This is a genomic window from Acinetobacter sp. UC24323 (genome assembly GCF_024151445.1).
GTDB classification, from domain to species: domain Bacteria; phylum Pseudomonadota; class Gammaproteobacteria; order Pseudomonadales; family Moraxellaceae; genus Acinetobacter; species Acinetobacter baumannii.
In genome coordinates this window covers 1-25,170 of record NZ_JAHIBY010000011.1, presented here as the reverse complement: position 1 = coordinate 25,170, position 25,170 = coordinate 1, and the positions used below count along the sequence as shown (strand labels likewise).

Here is a 25,170-nt window from a genome sequence, read left to right as displayed (position 1 = left end):
TTTTTAGCATAGTTTTTGACGACATGATTCAATTTAAAAACATTTCAAAGCACTATCAGCTTAAAGGCCAAACTATACGTGCACTGGACCAAATTAATTTGGAAATTCCTGAAGGCAGTATTTTCGGCATTATCGGCTATAGTGGTGCAGGTAAAAGTACTTTAATCCGCCTGATTAACTTACTTGAACGACCAAATGAAGGTCAGGTTATCATTAATCAAAAGGACTTCACTGCTTTGGATGCGCGTTCATTACGTCAGGAACGTGCAAATATTGGTATGATTTTCCAGCACTTCAATTTGCTTCAAACCAAAACAGTTGCTGAAAATATTGAAATGCCAATGCGTCTGCTAAATTACAGCAAAGCAGAACGTGAAAAGCGTTTAAATGAGTTACTTGAATTCATTGATCTTAAGCATAAAAAAGATGCTTATCCGGATGAATTATCTGGCGGTCAGAAACAACGTGTTGGTATCGCTCGTGCTTTAGCCAACCACCCTAAAATTCTTTTGTGTGATGAGGCCACCTCTGCCCTCGACCCACAAACGACAAAGTCGGTTTTAGAATTATTAAAGAAAATTAACCAAGAGCAAAAAATCACAATCGTCATGGTAACTCATGAAATGGATGTGATTGAGACTGTATGTGACCATGTTGCTGTCATGGAAGCTGGTAAAGTGATTGAGCAAGGCTCAACCATTGATATCTTTAGTAATCCACAACATCCGACAACTAAAAACTTTATACAAACTGTTTTACATCAGCAGTTGCCTGTAAATATTTTAAATCAACTGGAAAACCAGCATCATCACAGCATTTATTGCTTACAGTTCTTAGGGCGTTCAGCACAAGAGCCTGTGATTCAGTCGCTTATTAAACAATTTGATATTAGTTTAAATATCTTATTTGCCAATATGACTGAAATTAACGGCACCGTCATTGGTCAGATGTTTGTACAGCTTTTAGGTGATCCACAGTTGATTCGTCAGGCGATTGAGTTTTTAGAGAAAAATGAAGTGAGTGTAGTTCAATCAGGAGATCAAGTATGAGAGATTTAATCGTACAGTGGTTAACTGAACTTACTCAACCTTTCTGGCACAGTTCTCTTTCAATTGACCAGTTTGTAACTGCATTGCAAGAAACCTTCCATATGGTGTTCTTTGCGCTTTTATTTGGTGGTATTTGGGGCTTCATTCAAGGGATTATTCTACTTGTAACCCGCCCAGAAGGCATTTTGCCGAATAAATTCATTTATCATTTACTCAACCCAATTGTAAATGCTTTACGTTCTCTGCCATTTATTATTTTACTTATTGCAGTTATTCCACTGACCAAATTATTGGTAGGAACTTCAATTGGTACATGGGCAGCGATCGTTCCTTTAACAATTTACGTTGGACCATATATGGGACGTCTTATTGAGACTTCCCTGCTTGAAGTAAATGAAGGAATTATCGAATCTGCTCAAGCTATGGGTGCAACTCCTTGGCAGATTATTTCGCGCTTTATCTTACCTGAAGCTCGTAGTTCGCTTATTTTGAACTTAACGACTGCTACGATTAGCCTTATTGGTGCAACCGCTATGGCTGGTGCAGTTGGTGCTGGTGGTATTGGTGACTTGGCAATTTCTTATGGCTATCAACGTTTTGATACAAGCGTCGTTATTTTAACGGTTATTGTATTATTACTTTTGGTACAAATCGTTCAAATGCTAGGAAATTGGCTCGCAAAAATGCGCTAATTGAACTCCTAAAAAAGCCCTCTTTTATGAGGGCTTTTTTTATTTTAGAGAGTCTAATTTATAGAGCATTTTATTAGACAGGTTACTCAAGGTAATTTCTGTTATTATCAAAATTAGCCCGTAGATACTGCTTTTGGATTTAGTTTCAGGATAAAAAAATGCGTTATAGAATTCATTATATTGATGTGCAAAATGCCCTACAAAACTATATCTGGATTTTAGAAGATACTGAGACTCATGAAGCTGTTGCAGTTGATCCAACAGAGGCTGAGTTAGTCACCCACTTTTGCCAAGAACATCAATTAACTCTAAAACAGATTTGGCTTACCCATTGGCATAAAGACCATATCGGCGGTGTTGCTGATTTAACGGCTAACACGCCTATGGCGGTATATGGCCCAAGAGATGAACTAAGTAAAATCCCTGGCATTACTCATCCCTTACAACACGATGATCATCTAAAATTTAATGATTTAAAAGTAGAGATTATTGCAACACCAGGCCATACCTTAGGTCATATTGTATATTTTATTGAAGAGCTTAATGCCCTCTTTTGTGGAGATACCTTATTTGCAATGGGATGCGGGCGACTATTTGAAGGTACAGCAGAACAGATGTACCACTCACTAAATCGTCTTGCTGCACTACCCACTGCAACAAAAGTGTATTGCACACATGAATATACACTTTCTAATGCGGAATTTGCCTTGAGTGTAGAGCCTGAAAACCACGCACTGCAAGAACGTGCTGAACAAGTCCGTATGCTTCGTCAAGAAGGTAAAATTACCTTGCCAAGTAGTATTGAACTTGAACTAGCAACAAATCCCTTTTTACGTGCTGAAAGTGTAGATGAGTTCGCTCACTTACGTAGCTTAAAAGACAATTTTTAAAATTATAAGCTTTCAACCAAGATACAGTTTAATTTTAAGAACTGTATCTTTTTGAATAAAGCATGTTGCATGAAATTATTTTTTACATTTATTGATTTTAGATTAATTTAAATTGATTAAATTTTAACCCAATATCATTATTTTAAAATCTATATGAAAAACAAAAACTTAAAATTTATAAATATCCAGATTAATTACATAAAAACTTAATAAATTTATAAAATGAAGGATATTGCTTTATCTATTTTACTTTTTTTACAAGATGCAAAATAAAACAAAGTTTTCCCCCTTTAAAAAATTCGAGTAAATCCCTATTAATAAATAAGGTGTAAGACACGGATAGAAGGAGTTCTCACGTGAAAAAGGTTGTTAAAGCGAAAAATTTAATTGCGTTCCGTATTTGGTTAGAAAAATTAGGGTATTCGGTTAAAAACCTTGCTGATGGAAAAGGTTTTACTTTCAGTTTTAAAAAAGAATATGGCTTAGTGACCTGTGATTTGGCAGGTAATGCTTTAGCAATGCAGTTAGGTGAAGAATTTGAGGATCACTTAAAAGCATAAACCTAGGCTAGTTTGTATACTATTTTTATAGTGTAGATAACTCAAAAGTTCTGCTTTTTAAAAAGTAGTTCTATACGAAAATTTGTGAAATTTTTATAGTGGCTTTCCTTAATAACTATTAATGAGTAGATAGTTTTTAAATTATATTTTTTTGATCATTAAATAATAAAACCTGTAGCACAGCACCTCTCCCGATTTGCCAGTTGCTACAGGTTTTTTATTTCGAATTAAAAAATTAATTCGTTTTCGATTTGCGTAAAGCTTTATCTAGAACGTCCTTGTCCAGAGCTTTGTCCCAACGGGCAACCACAATGGTTGCACATGCATTACCAATTAAATTGGTTAATGCACGACACTCCGACATAAAACGGTCAATACCTAAAATAAGCGCCATACCTGCCACTGGTACAGCAGGTACTACCGATAAAGTAGCTGCGAGTGTAATAAAGCCTGCGCCCGTTACCCCTGCCGCACCTTTAGAACTCACCATTGCCACTAAAAGCAATGCAACCTGCTCACCAATTGATAAATCAACATTACATGCTTGTGCAATAAATAAAGCCGCCATAGTCATATAGATGTTAGTTCCATCAAGGTTAAATGAGTAACCTGTCGGAATGACTAGACCTACTACAGATTTTTCACAACCTGCTTTTTGCATTTTATCCATTAAAGATGGTAAAGCAGCTTCAGAAGAACTTGTACCTAGAACTAACCAGAGTTCGTCTTTGATGTAACGAATTAAATCGATAATTGAAAAGCCATTGTAGCGTGCTACAGCCCCTAAAATGATTAATACGAACAGCACTGCCGTGATATAGAAGGTCATAATCAATAGTAATAAATTACCGATTGATTCAATTCCATACGCACCGATAGTAAATGCCATAGCACCAAAAGCTCCAATTGGTGCAAGTTTCATTAACATGCCAACTAAATAGAAAACCGGAGCCGTGAGGTTATTTAAAAAATCAGTAATTGGACGTGCACGGTCACCCAATGCAGCTAAAGAAATACCAAATAGGACTGCCACAAATAGAACCTGCAAAATTTCACCACCAGCAAGCGGACTCACTAATGTTTGCGGGATAATATTCATGAAAAAGTCAGTGATATTTGTAGCATGAGCCTTTTCAACGTAACTATTTACTTTATCGTTGACTAAGGTTGCCGGGTCAATATTTAGGCCTTTACCAGGTTGAATGATATTAGCCACAATCATACCAACCACAAGCGCAAGGCTAGAGAAAGTAAGGAAATATAGCATTGCCTTACCTGTCACTCGCCCAACTCGACTCATGTTTGTCATGCTGGCAATACCAGTAACCACTGTCAAAAAGATTACGGGAGCAATAATCATTTTGACGATTTTGATGAATGCATCACCAAGCGGTTTTAAGCTCTCGCCAAGTTCTGGGTAAAAATGACCAATTAAAATGCCCAAAATAATTGCAAAGATGACCTGTACATACAAAATTTGATGAAACTTTTGTTTTTTCTGTACCGTTTCTTGGTCAAGGGTATTGAAATCCATTATCTAAATACCTTTTCGATGGGGATAAAAAAATAAAATATAAAGCGTGCACCACAAGCTGCTTTAAATGAAGTGGAGCCATTGTAAAGAATAAAAAACACTCTGTGTCATAAATTTAAAAAATGTAAAATTTAAAAACCATGCATATTTTTGTATAGAAAATATTTATCTCAATAAGTTTCATAAAACTCGCAGTCTTTAAAAATTTATATAAATGCATGTTTATAAAATAATTTAATTAATTACATCATGCATTATCTATGTTTATTTTTGATTTTTAAATGACCAGAACAAGTATTTTAAAAATAAATGATTAACTCACCCTCATATCAATCTTAAATTATGAGAATTTATTTTTTAAATAATAAGAAAGATTGATATATATTTATTTAATAAAAACAAGGGACTAGTCCTTTTATAGATTTTATCTACTTATTTTTTATAAAAAGACGGTTTAAAAGGTCATATACATAGTCAAGACTAAGATCATGATTGGTAAATAAAATTCGAAATAACATAGGTGCAATTACTGCCTCGATGATTTCCTGATTAGGTATAGTAAGCTCATTACGTAATTTTGCCCTGTTTTGAATAATATCGAGTTGCTGGATAATTAAAGTCTCACATTTACGGGCATTAGAATCCGAGTTTGATGTATAGAGTACATCTCGCAATAAGTCTTGCCCAACCTCTGAAGCATATTCTTCAAAATATTGCTCAACCCATGCTGTAATATCTTGTTGGAACGAGCCTAAATCTTTGGGTTCCATGTCAGGTTTGAGTTCATTTAAAGCTACATCTGAAAATAATTGATTGATGTCACCCCATCGACGGTAAATGGTTGAAGGCGTAACCCCTGCCTGCGCTGCAATCATAGGAATAGTAATTTGGCTCTGCTCAAAATCTTTTTGTAGTTCTTTTACAGCTTGATGTACCGCAGTTTGTATTCTTTCGCTGCGTCCACCAGGGCGTAATCCAGTAACAACTTTTGCCATTTATAAACTCTGTAAAGGGATCAAAAAACTTATAAATATTTATAACTATATACAAAATACACTAAAGCTAAGGATTTGCTTTAGTGGAAAAATAATGTATAAAAGCTAAATATTTGCTTTTATGTTATTCATCTTATATGAACAATTCAAGTTCAAAACGGTCAAGAGCTGTTTTTCAATTAGATGCAGCAAGTGCTTTGACACTTAATACCATCACGCTCATGACATTCATGGCTGCATCTAGTGCGCCGACACCACTCTACCGCCTATACCAACAGCTTTGGCAATTTTCACCAGTTACATTGACTTTGATTTTCGCCACCTATGCTTTTACGCTGCTTGGCTCATTACTCATTATTGGTTCTTTGTCTGACTATATTGGACGCCGCCCAGTCATTATTGCAGCTATTTCTCTGCAAATTATTTCAATGAGCTTTTTCTTATTTGCTTCAGATGTTTCGATGTTATTCATTGCACGAGGCTTACAAGGAATCGCAACAGGGCTTGCTGTTTCAGCTATAGGCGCAGCAATTTTAGATTTTAGTAAGCTTCATGGTTCACTAATTAATAGTATTGCACCAATGATAGGTATGGCTGTTGGTATATTTCTGACTTGTTCTATTTTGCAATTCTCTGCCCACCCCTTACAGCTTGTTTTTGAGTTCTTATGTTTTCTTCTTATTTGTGAACTCATTTTAAGTTTTCTTACTCCAGAAACCGCACAAAGAAGATCCGGTGCACTTGCTTCATTAAAACCCAATATGGCCATTCCGCCACAGACAAAAAGCGCTTTATTGAGTATTAGTCCAATTAACATTGCACTTTGGATGGTCAGTGGTTTCTTCCTATCGCTTATGCCCTCTTTACTGGCAAAAATTTTCCACACGTCATCGGCATGGCTAAACGGGATTATGTTTATGGCGCTCGCCCTTTCCGGTGCGGTAGGTATATTAACGCTTAGGAAGTCGACAAATTTCCGTATTTTATTAACCGGTACGCTATCGATTGCTATTGGTGCCATTGTCTTATTCATCGCCATTAATCTAACCAATGCTGTAGTTCTATTTTTAGGTTCTATTATTACTGGTGTTGGTTTTGGTACAGCATTTATGGGGGCTATTCGTAGTGTAATGCCATTGGCGCTTCCCGAAGAACGTGCGGGTCTTATGGCTGCTTTTTTTGTTGAAAGCTATTTGGCTTTTAGTATTCCTGCAATTTTAGCTGGCTATTTTGTAGGTAAAATTGGGCTGATGAGTACGGCAAATAGTTATATTAGTTTTATTATCTTATTGTCACTGGTCGCCCTTCTAATGATTATTAAAAATTTTAAAAATAAATAAGCCATAAAAAATAGCCTCACTAGAGGCTATTTTTTATTTACTGATCACGCCAATGCTTTAAAAAGCTTTTCATGTATTTTTTAAATGGCCAAGTAAACTGTTTTACAAAGCTATTTGGAATTTTATAACCTACTGTTCCATATACACTTGCCAAGTGATTCGGCATATATACGGTTTTAAATATGACATCATAGAGTGGAATAAAAGCAGCATAATTTTTATCAATCGCAGGTTTTTCTGAAGAATGATGCCAATGATGAAATTCTGGTGTTGCGATAAACCAACGTAGATATGGAAAGCGAAAACGTACATTCGAATGAATAAAAATCGCATGAAACGAAATAAAAATTAAATAAGCAAAAACAGCAGAAGTATGAAACCCTAAAAGAAAAATCGGTAAAGTGGCAATAAAACGAGTCATTAAGACTTCAACAACATGTAAACGGGAAGATGCTAACCAATCCATATACTCGGTCGAATGATGAATCGCATGAAACCGCCATAAAAAGTTAACTTCATGCATGGCTCGATGCAACCAATACACTGTAAAATCAACCACAATGAGCAATTCAATGAATTGCAGCCAAATTGGTTGAGCTTGAACATACGGCACAATTGGATTATCAGGCAAATGTGTAATCCAATATTGAATTGGCATAACCGTTAAGAAGCTAAATAGTTGAATGCCAATATGACTGACCATGAAATATTTCATATCAGTCACCCAGCCCACTCTTAAGATCTTTTGTTCAGGGTTTTTACCAAAAAATCCTTCAAGGGGTATGAAAATAAAAGCCAAGATGACTAAGGTAAGTACAAAATAATCAATACCTGCATAAAATGGTACACTTGGAATGACTGGAGCATGAATTACACCACAGCCTAATACTGCTGCTATGAATGCAAAGCATAAACCATAAAAGCCATATCTATTTTTTCGTATGATTGCACTAAATGCTCCAAAACCTGCGCTAATAATAATGCCTGTGATCAGGCCATAATAAAAAAGACTATAGTGCTTTGCATAAAGTGGACGTAACTCAGGAGTTGTCAACACACTGGGAAATAAAAAACATAAAGCACCAAATAAGCAAAGTAAACTTAATACCATGGAGATAAAGGCACTAATTTTTCCTAAACCAGCATTAAGCTCTAAATTTTCAAATTTTGCTCTTAATTGATCGGTCATAATTCATATAAAGTTCTTATTATATATAACGCGAATGCTATCAAAGTTTAATAATAAATTGGAAATAACTTTAACCTCTTAGATCAAACCTCTTAATCTGAAAATAAAATTTTAAATAGCTGTAAATTGTTCTTATAAAACTTCAAATATTTGACCTACAGATTGAATCAGCCATTTTCTGGCAATAATATCATCACTACGATTAAACCAGTTTAAGCTCACTTTAAAAGAATCCATAGCAAAAGGTAATTCAAACATTTGGACATTACCATGAGCTAAATAATGCCGAGCTGCTCGCGACGGTAAGGTCACCAACATATCTGAACTCTGCAAAACACCTTGTAAAACACTAAAATGTGGAACCTCTAAACGAATTCGTCGCTTCAAATCCATTGTTTTTAAATATTGCTCAACTTGGATATGCCCTGTCGATGACTTGATGGCAACATGATCTTCTTGCAAATATTGTTCTAACGTCAGTTGCTGTTGTAGCCTTGGATGGTCAGCTCTAGCAATGCATACATATCTTTCTTCAAATAAAGTACGTGTTTCTATTTTGGGCATTATGGTCTGTGTACTATTAAATACGGCCAGATCTAAAAAGCCATCAATAAGCCACTGCTCAACCTTAGACGACTGAATCTCTTCAATCTCAATTTGAATAGAGGGTGCTGTTTTCTGCAAAAAAGCCATAAGACTAGGCAAGAGACAAATTTCCCCTGCGTCAGACAATCCAATTCTGAAAGTTTTATTTGAATTTTGAGGATGAAATTCCTGTGCTTGAGCAATCGCTGACTCAATATTAAAAATTGCTTGATGAAAAATTGGATAAAGCTCATGTGCAACTTTTGTCGGCTCGACACCGCCTCGGCTTCGGGTAAACAACTCGTCATTTAACTGACGGCGTAAACGATTCAAATTATAAGTTACAGAAGGCTGGCTCAAATTCAATTTATCCGCAGCTTTACTAATATGCCGAGACTCGTAAATACAGACAAAAACTTTAATCAAACCTAAATCCATGGTTCTGATCCTTTAAATACTCTAAACAAAGACTTTAACTTCTTTGCTTAGAGTTTAGTTCTTTTTACAGGAATAAAAATGCTTAATTCTTATGGAGATATACTTGAATTTAGCATTACACGTTTGGTTCGATTACAAATACTTATGGCAATAACACTTAAGGTTGCTAGCACACAAGGAATGGCTAGCGCGATAAAATTATATTCAATGGGTAGATGCAAACTTAAAAGCCAACCGCATAAAATCGGACCTAAAATCGCCCCAATCCGACCTACACCCAAAGCCATACCAATGCCAGTGCTGCGAATTGGTGAAGGATAGAACTGAGCCATATAAGCGAGCAATAAAATTTGCCCACCGATAGACGCTGCACCTGCAATGGCAACACAGAAATATAAAATGACCATGGGTAAAGCATAGCTTAGCAAGTAGAGCGACACTGCACCTGCAAAGAAGAGTGAACAAATGACCTTACCAAGGTGAAAACGATCAGCAAAGTATCCTCCACCGATTGCGCCCAGCATCCCGCCCAAGTTTAGTGCCAGTAAAAAGACCAGACTGGTTGATAAATCATATCCTGCCTCGACCATGAGTTTTGGTATCCAGTTGCCGAGCGCATACACCATGAGTAAAGCCATAAATACACTTAGCCAGAAAAATACAGTGACTAAAGCACGGTTCTCGGTAAATAGAGCAACCAAAGGCCGAGCCGCAGTTTGTTGGTTTTCTTGGTGTAATACGATGCTCGTATGATCAGTTATGCTTTGTTCTGGTGCTAATTGTTGAAGTAAGTCACGCACCTCATTCCATTTTTTTTGGCGAACCAGATAATCAATTGATTCAGGTAAAAATTTCCAAATAATCGGTAATGAAATGAGTGGAATACCCGCCAGAATAAACATGATTTGCCAACCAAATTTAGGAACCAACCACATGCCTAAAAGTGCTGAACTCATCCCGCCAATCGCATAGCCGCTAAACATGAGCGATACCAAAGTTGATCTTAATTTCTTTGGGGCGAATTCGGTCATTAAAGCAATAACGTTCGGCATTACTCCGCCCAAACCCAGGCCGGCAATAAAACGGTAAATGGCAAACTCTTTGGGGCTGTTGGCAAAACCACATAACACCGTAAAACCACTAAAAATAAGGACACACAGCATAATTAAACGCTTACGGCTAAAGCCATAGGACTCTAATTTGTCAGCTAAGCTACCGAAAATCATGGCACCAAACATCATGCCAAATAATGCGACACTGCCCAGCAATCCAGCAGTCATACTATCTAACTGCCAGTGTTGCATAAGCTTGGGTAATGCAACGCCATAAATGACTAAGTCATAGCCATCAAAAATAATTATGAGTGCACTCAGCAAGATCACTCGCCAATGTAAGGACGTTAATCTTGCATCATCAATCAATTGATTTGCATTTAGTTTTTCCATAATTGCTTTCCTTAGCAAATTGTGTGTAAAACAAAAAATTATTTAAATAGTTGCCATTCCTAGCTGATGTAATTGTTGCTGTGCTTCTGCAACATCCTGTTCTAGATCGTGTTGCCATAACCAGTCAAAACGATGTTCAAGATGTTCGCCAATTGCGGCAAATGTTGGGTATTGAGCTGAATAACATTCATAAATTTCGCCAGACTCACGAGAAGTTTGTTGAACACGACAAGCGCGTTTTAAACGCAAATTTTCATAGATGGCAGACACATCGGTTAATTGATCTGCTTGTAAGTTCTTTGTCGACAATAAAGTTGCAAGGATTAATGCATCTTCAAGACCTTGGCCTGCCCCTGCACCTTGGTGAGGTAACATGGCATGTGCAGCGTCACCCATAAGAATCACACGTCCCGAGACGCTTTGATAAGTCGAGAGTTCTTCAATTTCATGTAAGGCCCAAATAGTAGGCTGTTCAATTAAACCGAGTAATGTTTGACAGCTTTCACTCCAGTCTGAAAAATCGGAAAGCATTTGAGCTTTATCTACAGGCTTAGTCCACGGTGTATCGGCTGGTAATACCGTATCTTCGCGGTTTGAGCAGAAAGCAACGATATTAATTTGCTCCCCTTTACGAATTGGGAACGTTAAAATATGTTTATCTTTGCCCAATAACATTTGGGGAATATCTGCTAAATCTGTATCGCCATTTATTTGCTGCAAAGCTTCTTTAAATGAAGCGTGAGAAATAATGCCACGATATGCCCAAGTTCCTGAAAAACGAGGATGAACTGGTGGTAAATGATGAGAAGCTAAAACATATTGGCGTGTCACAGAGCGGATACCGTCCGCCCCTATCAAATAGTCACATTCATGCTGAGTACCATCATTAAAATGCAAAATCACCTGATCATCTTGTTCTTCAATCGCCTCTAGACGTTTAGAAAAATGGACATTTTGCGTAGGCATGTGAGGAATAATTGCATCTAGAAAATCAGCACGATGAACAGATGACTGCCCTACACCTGCCGCGATAGATGCAGATAAATATTTATCGGTATAGCCATTGCGCCATTGAAACCAAACCTCTTGAAATGGAGCCGATACTTTATCTGCAATCGCATGATATTCGTTGGTTAAACCTAACAGTTCAATCGCTTTAACTGCATTGGCACCAAAAGAAATCCCTGCCCCAATTTCAGAAAACTGAGGTGCAGATTCAAACATTTGCACGTCTAAATGGGCGTGTTTACTTAAATTACTTGCTAAAGCCAGACCAGCAATACCACCACCAACCACGGCAATTCGAATATATGTATTCATGTGTTTGTTCCTTAAACATCATTATCGTTTTCACATATTCATTTTTGAGAAGTTGGCTTATAAAGTCCAATTAGTATTTTTTTTGTTCAATTATTTAAAAATTAAATAATTCAGTTTAAGGATTAAATAACTCCTTAAATTATTAAGTTTTTCTTAAATTTTATTTCTAACACATTGACTTAGAATCTAGTCTTAAAATAAAATTAAAAATGAACTTTTGTTCAATTTTATTAATTCAATTAAAAACATTCCGTTCTGTAGTGTATGTTTTAATTTAAAGGTATAGTTATGAAATTAGTTAAATTATCTTTTGCGGGTCTTGCTCTTTTTGCATCAGTTCAAACTTTTGCTGCTGAGCAAACTACAGCTACACCAACTACCCAAGCTTCTCCATCAAAATTTGTTGAAGTACCTGTAGCTAATACAGATAAAGCAGCTTCGGAAGTAGCTGCATCTGAAGCTGCTCCTGCAAAATAATTAACTAACTATTAGTTATATAGCCTCTATATAGAGGCTATTTTTGTATGGGATCTTTCTTATATATATTTATTTATGAATACTGTTAAAAGAAATCGTAGTCCAAGCATAGAAAAAACCGAAGCTACTAAAAATTCAATTTTAAAGGCCGCTTTAAAAAAATTTTTAGAAGTCGGCTTTGCAAATACCAAAATTAGAGATATTGCGGATTTGGCTCAAGTCGGGGTGGGCACTGTTTATTGTTATTTCAAAACCAAAGAAGATCTCTTTGAAGGGGTCATTAATATTATGTTGAATGAAGAATTTATGGTGGTTAAAGCGGATACTCTAAAGCCAGATCAAAGCGTATATGAGTTTTTATATAAACATTTTGAACAGATTATTGAATCTATCTATTCATCAGGACGTGATGGTATTTCTAAATTAGTGATTAAAGAAGGACAAAACTTTCCTCAGCTTAAAGAAATTTATTTTAATAAGATGGTGACTCCATATCTACGTGAGTTTGAAAAATTAGCTACGATTGCCCACGAGCGTAAAGAAATCTCTCTAACCTGTACACCTGCAGAATTTGCACTACTTATTGTGGCTCCCATCTGGATGGGTATTTTATATAACGGAATATTACAAGAGAGTGAGTCAATATCTATTAATCATATTTTTTACTCAAATTTAAATGCTTTATTCCACTCAAAAGTTTCATGAATTACATAAGATAGTTAAAAAAGCCTTCATATTAAAGGCTTTTTATCTAATATTTTTTAAGTTCTATTAAAAAGTATCTGCTACATACATACGTACCATCTCGCCTTCCTCATCCTTTACCAACGTTAAAAACCGCCAACCACATTTTTCATAAAACTCGGTATGGTCTGTTATTAAATAAAGTGTTTGGATGCCCTGATTACTCAAGTCTTCACGTACAAAATCTAAAATCTGTTTTGCAATATTTTGGTTTCGATAGTTCTCTTCTACAAATAAAGCACATAAGTTTGGTGTTAAATCTTTACGCTCATGGAAGTCATTATCAATGACTCCTGCTCCAGCAATTAAATGCTTATTTTCATTTAAAACAATGTACCACTGTGGAATAGCATGCCTTTGATCAATGGAAATCTGAATACTCTCAAGATAGGCTTCCACAGGGATTTGCCATTTTTCAGAAAACCACTGTGCAGCCATTTCTTTGTATTGAGGGTAATCAGATAACCGTAATATTTGCATAAAATAAACCTATTTTGCCCAACCTTTTTAAGGTTGAGTTACTGAACTACGAATGGATTGCTGGGTTGGACTCTCATAAGTTGTTTCAGCAACTGGTGAGACACGCCAAATCGTATTACCAACATCATCTGCGACTAATACTGCACCGGAAAAATCAATTGCTACCCCGACAGGACGCCCATACGCTTTGCCTTTTTCACTTAAAAATCCTGTCAAAATATCTTGCGGTGGACCAGAGGGCTGACCACTTCTAAATGGCACAAAAATGACTTTATATCCACTATGTGGTTTACGGTTCCAAGAACCGTGCTGTCCAATAAATGCTCCGCCTCTAAATTGTGGCATGAGTTCGGCTGTATAAAATGCAAGACCTAACGAAGCAGTGTGGTTACCTAGAGCATAGTCTGGTTTAATTGCACGAGCTACCATGTCAGGATTTTGTGGTTTGACTCGTACATCTACGTGTTGACCATAGTAACTATAAGGCCAGCCATAAAAAGCGCCATCTTGTACCGACGTCATATAGTCGGGCACTAAATCACTACCAATTTCATCGCGCTCATTTACAACTGTCCAAAGTTTGCCACTTTGAGGCTGCCAAGCCATACCATTTGGATTACGCAGTCCTGTTGCAAATGGACGTGACTGACCACTTGCAATATCAAACTCCATAATTTGTGCACGGCCTTTTTCTTGATCTAGACCATTTTCGGCCACATTACTATTGGAGCCAACGGTAATGTAGAGCTTTGTACCTTCACGATTGGCAATAACATTTTTGGTCCAATGGTGGTTTAGAGGCCCACCCGGTAAGTCCAATACTTTAGTACCGGTTGAAGTAATATGGGTTTCACCTTCTTGGTAAGGAAAACGCATGAGTGAATCCGTATTGGCAACGTATAAATGATTACCTACCAGTGCCATACCAAACGGTGAGTTTAGGTTTTTAAGGAATATCGTTTTTTGGTCAGCTATACCATCGCCATTCGTATCACGGAGTAAACTAATTCGGTTTGCACTTGGATGAGATGATCCTGCCCGTCTCATTACGAAGGTCATAATCTTGCCTTTAATCCCTTTGCTGTCTTCAGGTTTAGGCGGAGCATCCGTTTCAGCCACCAGCACATCACCATTTGGTAATACATAGAGCCAACGTGGGTGCTCAAGTCCTTTAGCAAATGCTTTTACTTTTAAACCTTCTGCTGGAGTCGGCATAACACCACTTGGCCAACCTTGTGCCGGTGCTATATTTACGGTTGGAAATAAGCTTGTTTTCGGTTCAGGCAACTTTGGTTCCGGACCATAACTCTCGTTAATCGGATATTGAGAGGAAGAAGCACAGCCTGTAACTAAAACGGTAGTGCCCAAAATCGGCAGTAAAAAACGTGTAAGCATCTTTTATCTCCATTTTTTATTTTTTCGCAATAAACACAGGGTAATGCTTTAGAAGAGAGACTTATAGTTGATTTATTTAACTGTACTGAGCATTACAGTCTATATTTTTAAAATTTTAATACATAACTGGGTGTTTTCTAGAGGTTTAGCTTACCCTAATGCTTAGCTATAAATTAATACTTGGCATTTAGTTTAATTACCAAAAGTATTTATGTTGGCTGATAATACTTATTAGGTAATTTGGTCTATCGTGCCTATTTTTTAATTAAAAATTCCATTACCCTGACTTACTTTAATTATTTTTAACTTTCACTGTAGCTCAGGTGTTCAATTAAGTTCATTTATTTCTTATGTCAAAAAATTTAGCAACCTTGATTGGTTTAAGTGCCATCTTAATGTGGGCCTCTATGGTAGGCTTCGTAAAACATATTACGACCGCAATCGGTCCAGATGTTGGCATTACGCTGATCTATTCCTTAAGTGCTTTACTCCTGCTCATTATTTTTAGGGTGCCAAATTTTAAATTAATTTCTAAAAAATACTTAATTTTAGGGGCAATTTTATTTATTGCTTATGAGCTTTGCTTTTCGTTTGCACTTGCCTATTCAAAGACGGCGCAACAAGCGATTGAAGTAAGTATTGTGAACTACCTTTGGCCAAGCCTGACTGTTTTAGCTTTTGTGATTTTTAGAGAGTTAAAATTTAATGTGTTTATTATTTTAGGATTACTCATTTCAATTTCCGGTATCATTTTTATTCAGACCGGGAACGGAGATTTTAGTTTAGGTCGTGTTGTCGATAATTTTCATAGTAATCCTTTAAGTTATGTTTTGGCCTTTATAGGTGCCATTATTTGGGCTTTTTACTGTGTGTTGACCAAGAAAATGGGTAAAGGACAAAACCCTATTTCTATTTTCTTTCTTGGTGTTGCCATAACCTTATGGCTAAAATTGCTTTTTAGCGGCCAAGTGAGTTTGCCTTCACTCGATTTAAATACAATTTTATCTTTAATCGTTGCTTCTGCTGCAATTGGTCTCGGTTATGCAGCATGGAATATTGGCATTATTCATGGCAACATTACCATGCTAGTGGTTGCTTCTTATTTTACCCCCATCATTTCATCTTTACTTGCCATGCTGGTTTTACAGACAGAATTATCAATCAGCTTTTGGCAAGGTACAGCCATGGTCACGGCGGGTTCACTTATCTGCTGGCTTTCAACAAATTGGGCTGTGATTCGTTCCTATTTCAGAATAAATTAAAAGCTGATGAGTATTTATACCGAACCAGCAGCAATAGAACGGGCTGCCGTTTTTTGCTTTAATGCAAAATTTACAGCTTCTTTCGCATGAATGGTGGTGGTATCAAATAGAGGCACAGAAAATTTGATATCACCAATCAACATACAAATTTCGGTACACCCCAAAATAATGCCCTCGGCACCCTGCCCAATCAACTCTTCAACAATGGTCGTGTATTTATGTTGCGAATCGGGGTTGATCACACCTAAACAAAGCTCGTCATAGATAATGCTATGTACTATTTTCCGATTTGCATCATTTGGAATAATCACCTCAATTCCAAGATCTTGTAATCTGGCTTTATAAAAGTCTTGCTCCATGGTGAAAGCGGTTCCCAACAGTGCAACTTTTCGGATATTTTGACTTAAAATTTCTTTTGCTGTGGCATCAGCAATATGTATAAATGGAACCGTAATGGCATCTTCAATTTGAGGCGCTACTTTATGCATGGTATTAGTACAGACTAAAATACAATCTGCCCCTGCTTTTTCTAAATTTTGTGCTTGCTCAGCTAAGTAGGCTCCAGCTTCTTGCCATAAACCTTTCGCTTGTAAGGCTGCTATTTCTTCAAAATCGACACTATTTAGAATGATTTTGGCTGAATGTAGTTTCCCTAACTTGTTCTGAACCATTCTATTAATTTGTTGATAATAAAGTGCTGTAGACTCCCAGCTCATGCCGCCGAGTAAACCAATTGTTTTCATTATTTAAACCTTTTGCTGAATCTAAAGCTTATCTATATCTTCTTAGATAAATAGACAGTTAGAATAAAATTGCTTTTTTACATTCTTTCTACTTTTAGCATTTTAAGTGGGGGGACAATTGTACTTCTTAATAGTTTTTACTAAAAAATGAAAAAGAAGCTCTGCTGTAACCAAGGAGTAGCAGAGCTTTTTGCAGAAATAGTTACCAATCAGCACATAGGTTTTTTAGCCAGCAATTGCCTAAATAAAATCGATGCGTGATTATGTATATGTGAAGAATGTACAAGCTTTATTCTAAAATTTTAAGGTATTTTAAAATTACACATTAAAAACAAGTGAACGGTGAGCGCTCACCCCAGCCATCATTCCATCTGCAACTGCGAATGGTACTGAACCACCTAAACGTGCAATATCCCCACAAGCAAAAACTCCATTTACTGTGGTGTCTTTTGTCGCGCTTGTTTTGATTATTTGTCCAAACGGTGTGTCTTCGACTTCACATCCAAGCTCAGCCACCCAAGGTTGAGTAATATAGGTACGTGTAGGAACAAACAGTCCATCCAGGGCAATAATCTTTCCATCTGTAAAAACTACCTCAGCATTCGCTCTAATTTCCTGAATAAAACCTGGTTCTACAACTACACCACGTTTTTGCAAGGAAGTATGCCATTCTGTATGGATGAGTTGATCATCTCCATTAAGTAAAAGTGTAGTTGGCCCCCAATCAGGCAACATCATCGCCAATTGCAGGCTGTGCTCAGAAGTGGCCAAAATACCGATTTTCCCTTGTTGTAATTCATATCCATGGCAATATGGGCAATGAAAAATCGTTTTTCCCCATCTCTCAGCCAAACCAGATATTTCCGGCAACTGATCGTTAACTCCTGCCGCAATAATAATTTTTTTTGTCTGAATAGAAACTACCCCATCAATACAAATACAAAAGCCTTCATCTATTTTTGCGATTTGTTTAACCCATCCATTTTTCCAGTGAACAGTGCTATATGCTTCTAATTGATTTTTTGCAATTTCAACAATTTCACTAGCTCGAGTTCCATCTTGGGTAAGGAACCCATGAGAATGTTCAGCAAAACGATTTCTTCTTTGCCCTGCATCAATAATCGCAATATTTCTACGTGCGCGGGCTAACGGCATTGCTGCTGATAAACCCGCATAACTGCCGCCGATAATCGTAACGTCGTAAAGCATTTTGTGCACCATTAATAAGTAACTTATGAAGTTACACTAATGCTTTTTATTTTAATTTGCAACTTTTCATGTTACATTTTATCCATCCTATTAATTGCGCTGTTTTTTTTGCTTATGCGTACAGACAATAAACTTTCCCGAATACTTCACGTACTTTTACATATGGCAAGGCAAAATCGCAGTTTTACTTCTGAAGAAATTGCAAAAATGCTATCAACTAATCCTGTAGTCATTCGTCGCACTATGATTGGATTAAAACAGGCTAACTTCGTACAATCAGAAAAAGGGCCTGGTGGTGGCTGGCATTTAATTGGTGATATAGAAAAAATTACGCTTTTTGATATTTATAATGCTGTTGGTGAACCTACAATTTTTGCAATCGGCAATGAAAGACAAAATCCAGAATGTGCAGTAGAACAAGTCGTCAATGCAGCTCTAGATGCAAGTATTCAAGCTGCACAGGCGATTTTGATCCAGCGCTTAAAAGGAACTACCCTAGCCGATCTTGCAAAATCATTTGATCAAATTTGTATCGAAAAAGGATGGGATTCAAAACACTCACATTGAGTAATTTTTTCCTCACATGCTTTTAACTTAAAAAGCTCCTTAGCCATAAGGAGCTTTAAATTAAACGTATAACAAATAAGCCTTTATTAAGATGAACATATACCGTTATTGATGTTCATCTTTTTATTTGAATCTAGCGCCATAATTGAAGAAGAGATGGTATTAATAATTTGACTCATCGCTTCATTTGAAGCACTTACAATTGCTTCCATTTTTTTAGCTTTTTGATCAATCGGCTGTTTAAACGCAATTCTACAATTGAGCTGAGCTCCTCTATTCGAGATTACTTTCGGATTCGTTGATTCTAGTTGAGTAGGCGGTATTTGACGCTTCACTACCCAAGATACGGCAACGTTGATATTGCTATTATCTACAATATCAAAATGAGAAAAGTCAGTAGAAACTCGATATAGAGGCTGATTGTTTCCAGAAAGCCCACTGCTATAACTGTCAATTGCTCCTAATTTTTGCTGCAAACCCGCCGATAAGGTATCGCGTAATTGTGTACCCAAAGTCGATGTCCAGCGCTCATTATCAAGTACAGTCGACTTACCATTACTCTCTTGTAGCACCAATGGTGCACGGTCTAAACGATCTGGGATCCCGACCGGCAAGACCTCAATCACCTGCACGGTCGAGTTCGAGACCGGAGTCACTTTAGGTGTAAGCGTATAATAGTTTGGTGTTGGTGAACTAGAACATGCTGTCATGGCTATTGCTGTCAAAAGCACTCCACTCCCAAGCAGCCATTTGGCTACTTTAGAGTGTTGCAATGATCGGTTCTTTTTATTTTTCATCGTTGGCCTCTGGTCTCTTACCACGAATAATAGATTCAGGATGTTGTTCAATATAGTCTGCCATTAACTGTAATGACGCAGCCGCACGAGTCATTTGTTGTAGTGCTTTACGTACGTCTTGTTGTAACGGCGCATCGCTCGACAAAATAGACTCGGAAGATCTTACAGTTTTACGAACATCGTCTAAGGTTGCTTGTAAACCAGGAGCAACTTTACCATCTAACTGTTTAACCAGCTTGTCGGTAGACTCAATGGCTGTATTCATATTCTTAAGCGTTTTGCGAACATCCTGCCCAATTTCGACTAGTGGGAATTTCGTTAACTTATCAGCAATTTGGGAAACCTGTGCCTGTAAACCACTTAACTCTGTTGCAGTGGTTGGAATTACTACACGGCCATCATTCAAGATTTGTAGAGTTGCAGGTTTTGCTTTAGGGAACTTATCTAAAGCAATATAGTTTTGACCCGTTAAGAGGTTGCCAGTTCTCATTTGGGCACGCCATCCATGCTCAACAAAATCTTTGAAAATGTCGCTATTTGGATTAAGTGCTTGGCCGTTTTCAACACGTGAAGGATAAATCACTGCCTCAACACGCATGCGAATCTGCTTATAGTTGTTATAAAACTCTGCATTAATTGATTTAATGCTACCAATTTCAATTCCCATGAAGTCGATTGGCGCACCCACAGCCAAACCACGTAATGAGTGATCAAAATACATAATCACGCCACGTGGTAGACCGTCTGGCTCTTTTAATGCTTCAGCTTTTGAGTCCCAAAGATTAAAACGGCTCTTGTTAGCAGCGACAGTCGCATTTGAGTTTTCAGGGAAACCAAACGCAATACCACCAGCCACAATACTTGCAAGCGATTGAGTATCTAAGTTAAAGCCTGAAGCATTTAACGTCACATCAATACCACTTGCCTGCCAGAAACGTGTGTCAGTCGTTACAAATTTATCGTACGGCGCACGGATAAACGTCTGAAGTTCTACGCTTTTACCGTCATCAGATAGCTTATAAGCTGTAATTTGTCCTACGTTAATTCTCCGGTAATAAATTGGCGAACCAATATCTAAAGATCCCAAATCATCGGCTTTCAAGAAAAACTCTTTGCCCGGCACATCGGACGTAATCACTGGCGGTATTTCCAGACCTGTGAATTCAAGTTTTTTCTCGGGTGATTTCCCGCCATCTACTTCAATATATGAACCCGACAATAAAGTGTCGATGCCTGAAACCCCACTTGTCCCAATCCGTGGACGCACTACCCAGAACCGTGAATCTTGAGCAGCAAAATTGCTTGCATCCTTACGTAAATCAATGCGCGCAATAATATGAGATCGGTCTTCTGCAAGATCGATTTGCCGTACCACCCCAATGTCTACCTGCTTATAGCGCACTGTTGTTTTACCTGCGACTAAACCTTCGGCGGTACGAAAAGATACTTCAATGGTTGGTCCATTAGAAAGTAATGCTTTCACCGCCAAAGAAAGCGCAATCAGCAGCGCAATAAGTGGAATAATCCAGATTAGTAGAGGCTTCCACCGATTTTTCTTTTCTTGGGGTTCTGGTAAATCATTCATGTTTTCCAGTTCAACATCTGTTTCATGATGATCTGAGGTCTCACTGGTTGTTTTGTTTTCAGACATACTCATTGTTCTTTTATTGACTGGGATTAATGGAATCATTATTCAAAGGCGAATGTTCTGCCTGAATAATTGTGTTTTTTTCCGAAGAAACACGGTTAGGTTTATTTGTATTTTGAGATGCATAAAAATTATCCCAAATAATACGTGGGTCAAAACTTAAAGATGCAAACATGGTTAAAACCACAACCGCACCAAAAGCAATTGAACCCGGTCCCGCTAAAATAGTTGCAAGTGATTGAATTTGAATGAGAGCGGTAAGTAAGGCTACCACAAACACATCTATCATGGACCAGCGCCCTACAAACTCAACAATGCGGTAGAGTTTAATGCATTGCTCCGGTGCAAACTTCCACGCCGCGGATGACTGTATATATACAACCAACAACAGGAAATACAAAATAAGAAGCTTTAGCATCGGAATAAAAATACTCGCCATAAAAATGACCACCGATACTAAATAGTCTCCACTTTGCCAAAAGTAAATGACCCCACTCATGATGGTATCTTGCTGACGGCCCAAAAGAGAGTCAGTTACCGTCATAGGAAGGACATTTGCAGGAATATAGAGAATGGTCGCAGCCACCACTAAAGCGAAGGTACGATTTAAACTTCCCGGCTTACGCTCGTGCAAAACGCTATGGCATCTAACACAGCGGAGAATTTGTTTTTTATGAGCATCAGTTTTATTTACTTTTGAAGAATTCAATAAGCCACAGCAATGACACAATATCAGTGAAAGATCTTTGGCTCTTGGATATTGTTTTAAAACCATATTGGTATTTGTGATTTTTTCAGGAGTCACATTTTTTATTTTTGCCATGGCTGTGACCTATCAATTTCATTCCATATATCACTCACCTTTACGGAAGTAATATAAACCATTAATAGGCTCAAGACCGCAAATGCCCATAGAGCAATTTCCGGAATAACAAGAACCATGCCCATTAGTTTTACAAGCGTGACCAGAATTCCAATCAGGAACACCTCAACCATTCCCCACACTCTCATAAAATAAAGTGTTCGCAAGGCACCGACTAAAAATTGAGGCCGTTTCTTTAATATACTGACCGTACCAAGTACATAACCCAGCAATAACAAATATGTAAGTGGCACAATGAATGTAGTAATTAAAATAAGAACACCGACAAATGCCCGATCGTAATGAAACATTACCCACACAGCGCCCAGTAAAGTGGTTTCAGATATATTGCCTTGCAGTTCAATTTTGACAATGGGAAAGCTATTGGCAATAACAAATACAATGAGGGCCGTTAAAATTAGAGCTAACAATGTAGTAAAAGGCTTGGTATGCCGATAAAGCTCTGCACCACAGCAGACACAATAAGCTCTTTTCCCGTAAGCAAGCGGGACTCTACGATAGACAGTATCGCACTCCTCACAACCTGCTAATTCTTTAAGCTTCATAGTTATACTCTAAGATTTATCGTTTTACTGTGCTAATAACTGCTTGCTATAACGCTTGCCTAAAATAGTATTTATAAGCAATGTGCCAAACTAATCTCATTTCTTCAAGAAAAAATTAGTGACCGCATCAATGAATTATCTTATTAAATAAAAGAAAAAGAACTAAAAGCCCCTTTTCTCAAAGGAGCTTTTAACACGTTTAAAATTAAATGGATATTGTATTTGAATAAAATTAGGCGCTCTTCAACGCAAAAATATTCCAATGCAACTTCACACCCAATACGCCTAATAAAATTAAACCTGCACCTAAAACTTGAGTACTCGTCAACACATGATCAAAGAAGAAATAATCAATCACTATGGTCGATATTGGATAAATAAAAGATAAGATCGCAATATTATTTAAAGGTATTTTCTTAATTGCCGAATACATTAAATAGTAGAGAAATGCAGTATGCAAAACTCCCAATCCGACCACAAACAGCCATTGTTGACCGATCGGCGGGTTTTCAAAAACCGAAATAAACGGAGCCATGACAATCGCCCCGCTCAGAGTTTGTATAAATACAATTAATAACGGCGGTGTATTACTTAATTTTTTAGTGATTAATACCGATATTGAATAAAGTGTTGTGGCAATAAGAACCAGCCCCAAGCCGACTAACTCATTAGAGTTCACCGAAGCACTACCTAAGCCTATAATCACGATTAGCCCTATAAAAGCAATGATGGTCCATAGCACATCATTTTTATTGAGCTTTTCATGAAAGACCAAAGCCCCTAAAAATAAAATGACAAACGGGTTCACGTGATAAACAATCGTCGCTAAAGAAATAGAAGTTTTAGGAAAAGCGGCAAACAGTAGAACCCAGTTAAAAATAATTAGAAGGCCCGAAGTCACCATTAAAAACAGTTCTTTTTTACCGAAGTATACTTTTTTAAAATGAGCATAGTAGTAACAAATCGGTATTAAACACAGTGCTGAAATAAGGCAACGGAAAAATACAATATTAACGGGTGATTGACCTGACTTAATCACAAATAGACCAATACTCCCTGAAAGCAGCATGGCTACGACCATTTCAAGCGTGCCGACTTTTCTTTTTAAATGATGATCATCCACGAATTTCTCCAAAAATTTATATTGTTAAGTCTTCATCTATTTTTATTTCAGATTTTATAAACTCACTCTTTCTTAGTATTTGGTGAGTTTTCAGTCTAAATAACTTGTCCTTTTTAAAATCTAGAACAATAAAATAAAAGATAAATCATGTTAATTTTTAATTAAGAAACCATTATTTCAAAATAAAAAGATAGTTAATTCATTCTAAAATAGTGAATCTTTAGCTAAATCAATTTAGTCAACCCTCACTAAAAAGTAATCTAACAACTTGGTTTGTTCTTCGACTCTGTCTGAAGTCAAAAGTCCTAAAACTGCCCCATCTATCATAAATATAAAAATTTCCGCTTCGGCATATGAAACGGCTTTTTTAGTTTCCATAAGCAGGCAGAAAATTTCATTTTTAATCCATCGTCTATAACGTATCGCCGTTTGGTAAGCTGTAGGATAACTCGTTTTAATTTCAAAAATTGCTTTAAACAACAGATAATAAGCGCTCTTTAAATTGGCATGTAAGAGATAAATTTGCCTGAGTTTATGAGCGAAAGTTGAATAGTGAGTCGTTTCTATCTCCACTCTTACTTTTTCCATTAATGTGTCTTTTTGAAGTAGAAGGCACATTTCAATCAGACGTTCTTTTGAATGAAAGTAGTTATAAAAAGTAGCTTTGGAAATTTTAGTTTCGCTAATAATTCGGTCTACCCCAACCTTATGAAACCCGTATTGTTTAAATAAATCCGATGCTATGTGGAGCACGTGTAATGCTCTAAATGAAGTGATTAAATTTTTCATGTATACCGCTTAAAATAATTTTTTGTTGTATGTAAAAAGAGATAAAAATGCCGTCACTCTTAAAATGAGTGCTAAATACAGGCATGCGAAAACCGCACAAAATGGTGTGCTCGCCTATCTCGGGTTTATTGTTGCTATGATTTTGAGTCGTAACGATGCTTAAGGCGTAGAAAACCTACGGTCTATTGAGCCGTTTTAATGACTGTTTAGGCGGTATAAATAGAGAGAATTTGGCAAAGGCCAATAAATAAGAAGAAATAGTACGCATAGAAAACTCCTCATGTCTAAAGAAGTTCTACCGAATCACTGTCAAATGATTATGGTGGCAGAACGAGAGAAGGTTGACAGACTGGTTAGACGCCAGCACACCCGAAGGTGTCCCTCTCCCGTCCTGAACTGCACCCCATAAGTTAGACTTTTTAAACTTATGAGGTGTGCCCTATGCCAATTCCGAAGCATTCAAAAGAGTTA

25 protein-coding genes are annotated in these 25,170 nt (G+C 37.1%); 9 read left to right on the top strand and 16 right to left on the bottom strand.

Annotation, left to right across the window (positions count from 1 at the left end; all coding sequences use genetic code 11):
• Positions 1-23: 23 nt before the first annotated feature.
• From KNQ97_RS14780 to KNQ97_RS14765, 4 genes are all read left to right on the top strand, one after another.
• Complete coding sequence (locus KNQ97_RS14780) at positions 24-1,049, top strand: methionine ABC transporter ATP-binding protein (RefSeq protein WP_000614025.1); 1,026 nt, start codon at positions 24-26, stop codon at positions 1,047-1,049.
• On the top strand, positions 1,046-1,741 hold the full coding sequence (locus KNQ97_RS14775; protein ID WP_001205190.1) for a methionine ABC transporter permease: 696 nt from the start codon (positions 1,046-1,048) through the stop codon (positions 1,739-1,741). The genes KNQ97_RS14780 and KNQ97_RS14775 overlap by 4 nt, the downstream gene beginning before the upstream one ends.
• 158 nt (positions 1,742-1,899) lie before the next feature.
• Entirely contained in the window at positions 1,900-2,631 is a 732-nt protein-coding gene (gene gloB, locus KNQ97_RS14770; RefSeq protein ID WP_001270564.1) for a hydroxyacylglutathione hydrolase, read from the top strand.
• Positions 2,632-2,987: 356 nt separating this feature from the next.
• A complete protein-coding gene (locus tag KNQ97_RS14765; protein WP_000758190.1) occupies positions 2,988-3,191 on the top strand; it encodes a hypothetical protein in 204 nt (67 codons plus the stop codon).
• Between the two features lie 235 nt (positions 3,192-3,426).
• Here KNQ97_RS14765 and KNQ97_RS14760 read toward each other — a convergent pair whose 3' ends face one another.
• Together KNQ97_RS14760 and KNQ97_RS14755 are read right to left on the bottom strand one after the other, a co-directional pair.
• The gene (locus KNQ97_RS14760; RefSeq protein ID WP_000347180.1) at positions 3,427-4,725 is read right to left on the bottom strand and encodes a dicarboxylate/amino acid:cation symporter; all 1,299 of its coding nucleotides are present in this window, start codon (positions 4,723-4,725) and stop codon (positions 3,427-3,429) included.
• 428 nt (positions 4,726-5,153) lie between these two features.
• Positions 5,154-5,720 carry a TetR/AcrR family transcriptional regulator C-terminal ligand-binding domain-containing protein gene (locus tag KNQ97_RS14755; protein ID WP_001151696.1) on the bottom strand — a complete coding sequence of 189 codons (567 nt, stop codon included), beginning with the start codon at positions 5,718-5,720 and terminating at the stop codon, positions 5,154-5,156.
• A gap of 137 nt (positions 5,721-5,857) precedes the next feature.
• Here KNQ97_RS14755 and KNQ97_RS14750 point away from each other — a divergent pair, with 137 nt between their 5' ends.
• A complete protein-coding gene (locus KNQ97_RS14750) occupies positions 5,858-7,060 on the top strand; it encodes an MFS transporter (protein ID WP_001066100.1) in 1,203 nt (400 codons plus the stop codon).
• Between the two features lie 37 nt (positions 7,061-7,097).
• Here KNQ97_RS14750 and KNQ97_RS14745 read toward each other — a convergent pair whose 3' ends face one another.
• The 4 genes from KNQ97_RS14745 to salA form a co-directional block, all read right to left on the bottom strand.
• The gene (locus KNQ97_RS14745; protein ID WP_103236649.1) at positions 7,098-8,249 is read right to left on the bottom strand and encodes a sterol desaturase family protein; all 1,152 of its coding nucleotides are present in this window, start codon (positions 8,247-8,249) and stop codon (positions 7,098-7,100) included.
• Positions 8,250-8,381: 132 nt separating this feature from the next.
• Complete coding sequence (locus KNQ97_RS14740; RefSeq protein ID WP_000363046.1) at positions 8,382-9,272, bottom strand: LysR family transcriptional regulator; 891 nt, start codon at positions 9,270-9,272, stop codon at positions 8,382-8,384.
• A gap of 89 nt (positions 9,273-9,361) precedes the next feature.
• Positions 9,362-10,717: an MFS transporter gene (locus tag KNQ97_RS14735; RefSeq protein WP_079548780.1), complete on the bottom strand. Its 1,356-nt coding sequence runs from the start codon at positions 10,715-10,717 to the stop codon at positions 9,362-9,364.
• A gap of 42 nt (positions 10,718-10,759) precedes the next feature.
• On the bottom strand, positions 10,760-12,037 hold the full coding sequence (salA, locus tag KNQ97_RS14730) for a salicylate 1-monooxygenase (protein ID WP_103236650.1): 1,278 nt from the start codon (positions 12,035-12,037) through the stop codon (positions 10,760-10,762).
• Between the two features lie 288 nt (positions 12,038-12,325).
• On the opposite strand from salA, the gene KNQ97_RS14725 reads away from it, so the two are divergent.
• Positions 12,326-12,514, top strand: a complete 189-nt coding sequence (locus tag KNQ97_RS14725) for a hypothetical protein (protein ID WP_000780012.1) — start codon at positions 12,326-12,328, stop codon at positions 12,512-12,514.
• Between the two features lie 75 nt (positions 12,515-12,589).
• Positions 12,590-13,219, top strand: coding sequence for a TetR/AcrR family transcriptional regulator (locus KNQ97_RS14720; RefSeq protein ID WP_103236651.1), 630 nt, complete (start codon positions 12,590-12,592; stop codon positions 13,217-13,219).
• A gap of 66 nt (positions 13,220-13,285) precedes the next feature.
• On the opposite strand, the gene KNQ97_RS14715 is transcribed toward KNQ97_RS14720, so the two are convergent.
• On the bottom strand, positions 13,286-13,738 hold the full coding sequence (locus KNQ97_RS14715; RefSeq protein WP_001166576.1) for a GNAT family N-acetyltransferase: 453 nt from the start codon (positions 13,736-13,738) through the stop codon (positions 13,286-13,288).
• A gap of 27 nt (positions 13,739-13,765) precedes the next feature.
• A complete protein-coding gene (locus KNQ97_RS14710; protein ID WP_000957795.1) occupies positions 13,766-15,133 on the bottom strand; it encodes a sorbosone dehydrogenase family protein in 1,368 nt (455 codons plus the stop codon).
• A gap of 350 nt (positions 15,134-15,483) precedes the next feature.
• On the opposite strand from KNQ97_RS14710, the gene yddG reads away from it, so the two are divergent.
• Positions 15,484-16,395 carry an aromatic amino acid DMT transporter YddG gene (gene yddG / locus KNQ97_RS14705; RefSeq protein ID WP_070171007.1) on the top strand — a complete coding sequence of 304 codons (912 nt, stop codon included), beginning with the start codon at positions 15,484-15,486 and terminating at the stop codon, positions 16,393-16,395.
• Positions 16,396-16,409: 14 nt separating this feature from the next.
• Here yddG and KNQ97_RS14700 read toward each other — a convergent pair whose 3' ends face one another.
• Together KNQ97_RS14700 and KNQ97_RS14695 are read right to left on the bottom strand one after the other, a co-directional pair.
• Positions 16,410-17,138 (bottom strand): aspartate/glutamate racemase family protein, encoded by a 729-nt coding sequence (locus KNQ97_RS14700; protein ID WP_000848602.1) that lies wholly within the window; start codon positions 17,136-17,138, stop codon positions 16,410-16,412.
• Positions 17,139-17,456: 318 nt separating this feature from the next.
• Positions 17,457-18,356 (bottom strand): NAD(P)/FAD-dependent oxidoreductase, encoded by a 900-nt coding sequence (locus tag KNQ97_RS14695; RefSeq protein WP_085941335.1) that lies wholly within the window; start codon positions 18,354-18,356, stop codon positions 17,457-17,459.
• Between the two features lie 105 nt (positions 18,357-18,461).
• Between KNQ97_RS14695 and KNQ97_RS14690 the strand changes: the two genes are divergently transcribed.
• Positions 18,462-18,914, top strand: coding sequence for an Rrf2 family transcriptional regulator (locus KNQ97_RS14690; RefSeq protein ID WP_004712927.1), 453 nt, complete (start codon positions 18,462-18,464; stop codon positions 18,912-18,914).
• 86 nt (positions 18,915-19,000) lie between these two features.
• On the opposite strand, the gene KNQ97_RS14685 is transcribed toward KNQ97_RS14690, so the two are convergent.
• From KNQ97_RS14685 to KNQ97_RS14660, 6 genes are all read right to left on the bottom strand, one after another.
• Positions 19,001-19,711 carry a membrane integrity-associated transporter subunit PqiC gene (locus KNQ97_RS14685; protein WP_125267595.1) on the bottom strand — a complete coding sequence of 237 codons (711 nt, stop codon included), beginning with the start codon at positions 19,709-19,711 and terminating at the stop codon, positions 19,001-19,003.
• Positions 19,701-21,368: an intermembrane transport protein PqiB gene (locus KNQ97_RS14680; protein ID WP_002016783.1), complete on the bottom strand. Its 1,668-nt coding sequence runs from the start codon at positions 21,366-21,368 to the stop codon at positions 19,701-19,703. The genes KNQ97_RS14685 and KNQ97_RS14680 overlap by 11 nt, the downstream gene beginning before the upstream one ends.
• A gap of 7 nt (positions 21,369-21,375) precedes the next feature.
• The gene (locus KNQ97_RS14675; RefSeq protein ID WP_065184661.1) at positions 21,376-22,182 is read right to left on the bottom strand and encodes a paraquat-inducible protein A; all 807 of its coding nucleotides are present in this window, start codon (positions 22,180-22,182) and stop codon (positions 21,376-21,378) included.
• Complete coding sequence (locus tag KNQ97_RS14670; RefSeq protein WP_000768111.1) at positions 22,170-22,787, bottom strand: paraquat-inducible protein A; 618 nt, start codon at positions 22,785-22,787, stop codon at positions 22,170-22,172. Before KNQ97_RS14670 ends, KNQ97_RS14675 begins: the two co-directional genes overlap by 13 nt.
• Before the next feature lie 232 nt (positions 22,788-23,019).
• Positions 23,020-23,910: a DMT family transporter gene (locus KNQ97_RS14665; protein ID WP_253612404.1), complete on the bottom strand. Its 891-nt coding sequence runs from the start codon at positions 23,908-23,910 to the stop codon at positions 23,020-23,022.
• A 234-nt stretch (positions 23,911-24,144) separates the two neighbouring features.
• Entirely contained in the window at positions 24,145-24,699 is a 555-nt protein-coding gene (locus KNQ97_RS14660) for a TetR/AcrR family transcriptional regulator (protein WP_253612403.1), read from the bottom strand.
• Positions 24,700-25,170: the final 471 nt, after the last annotated feature.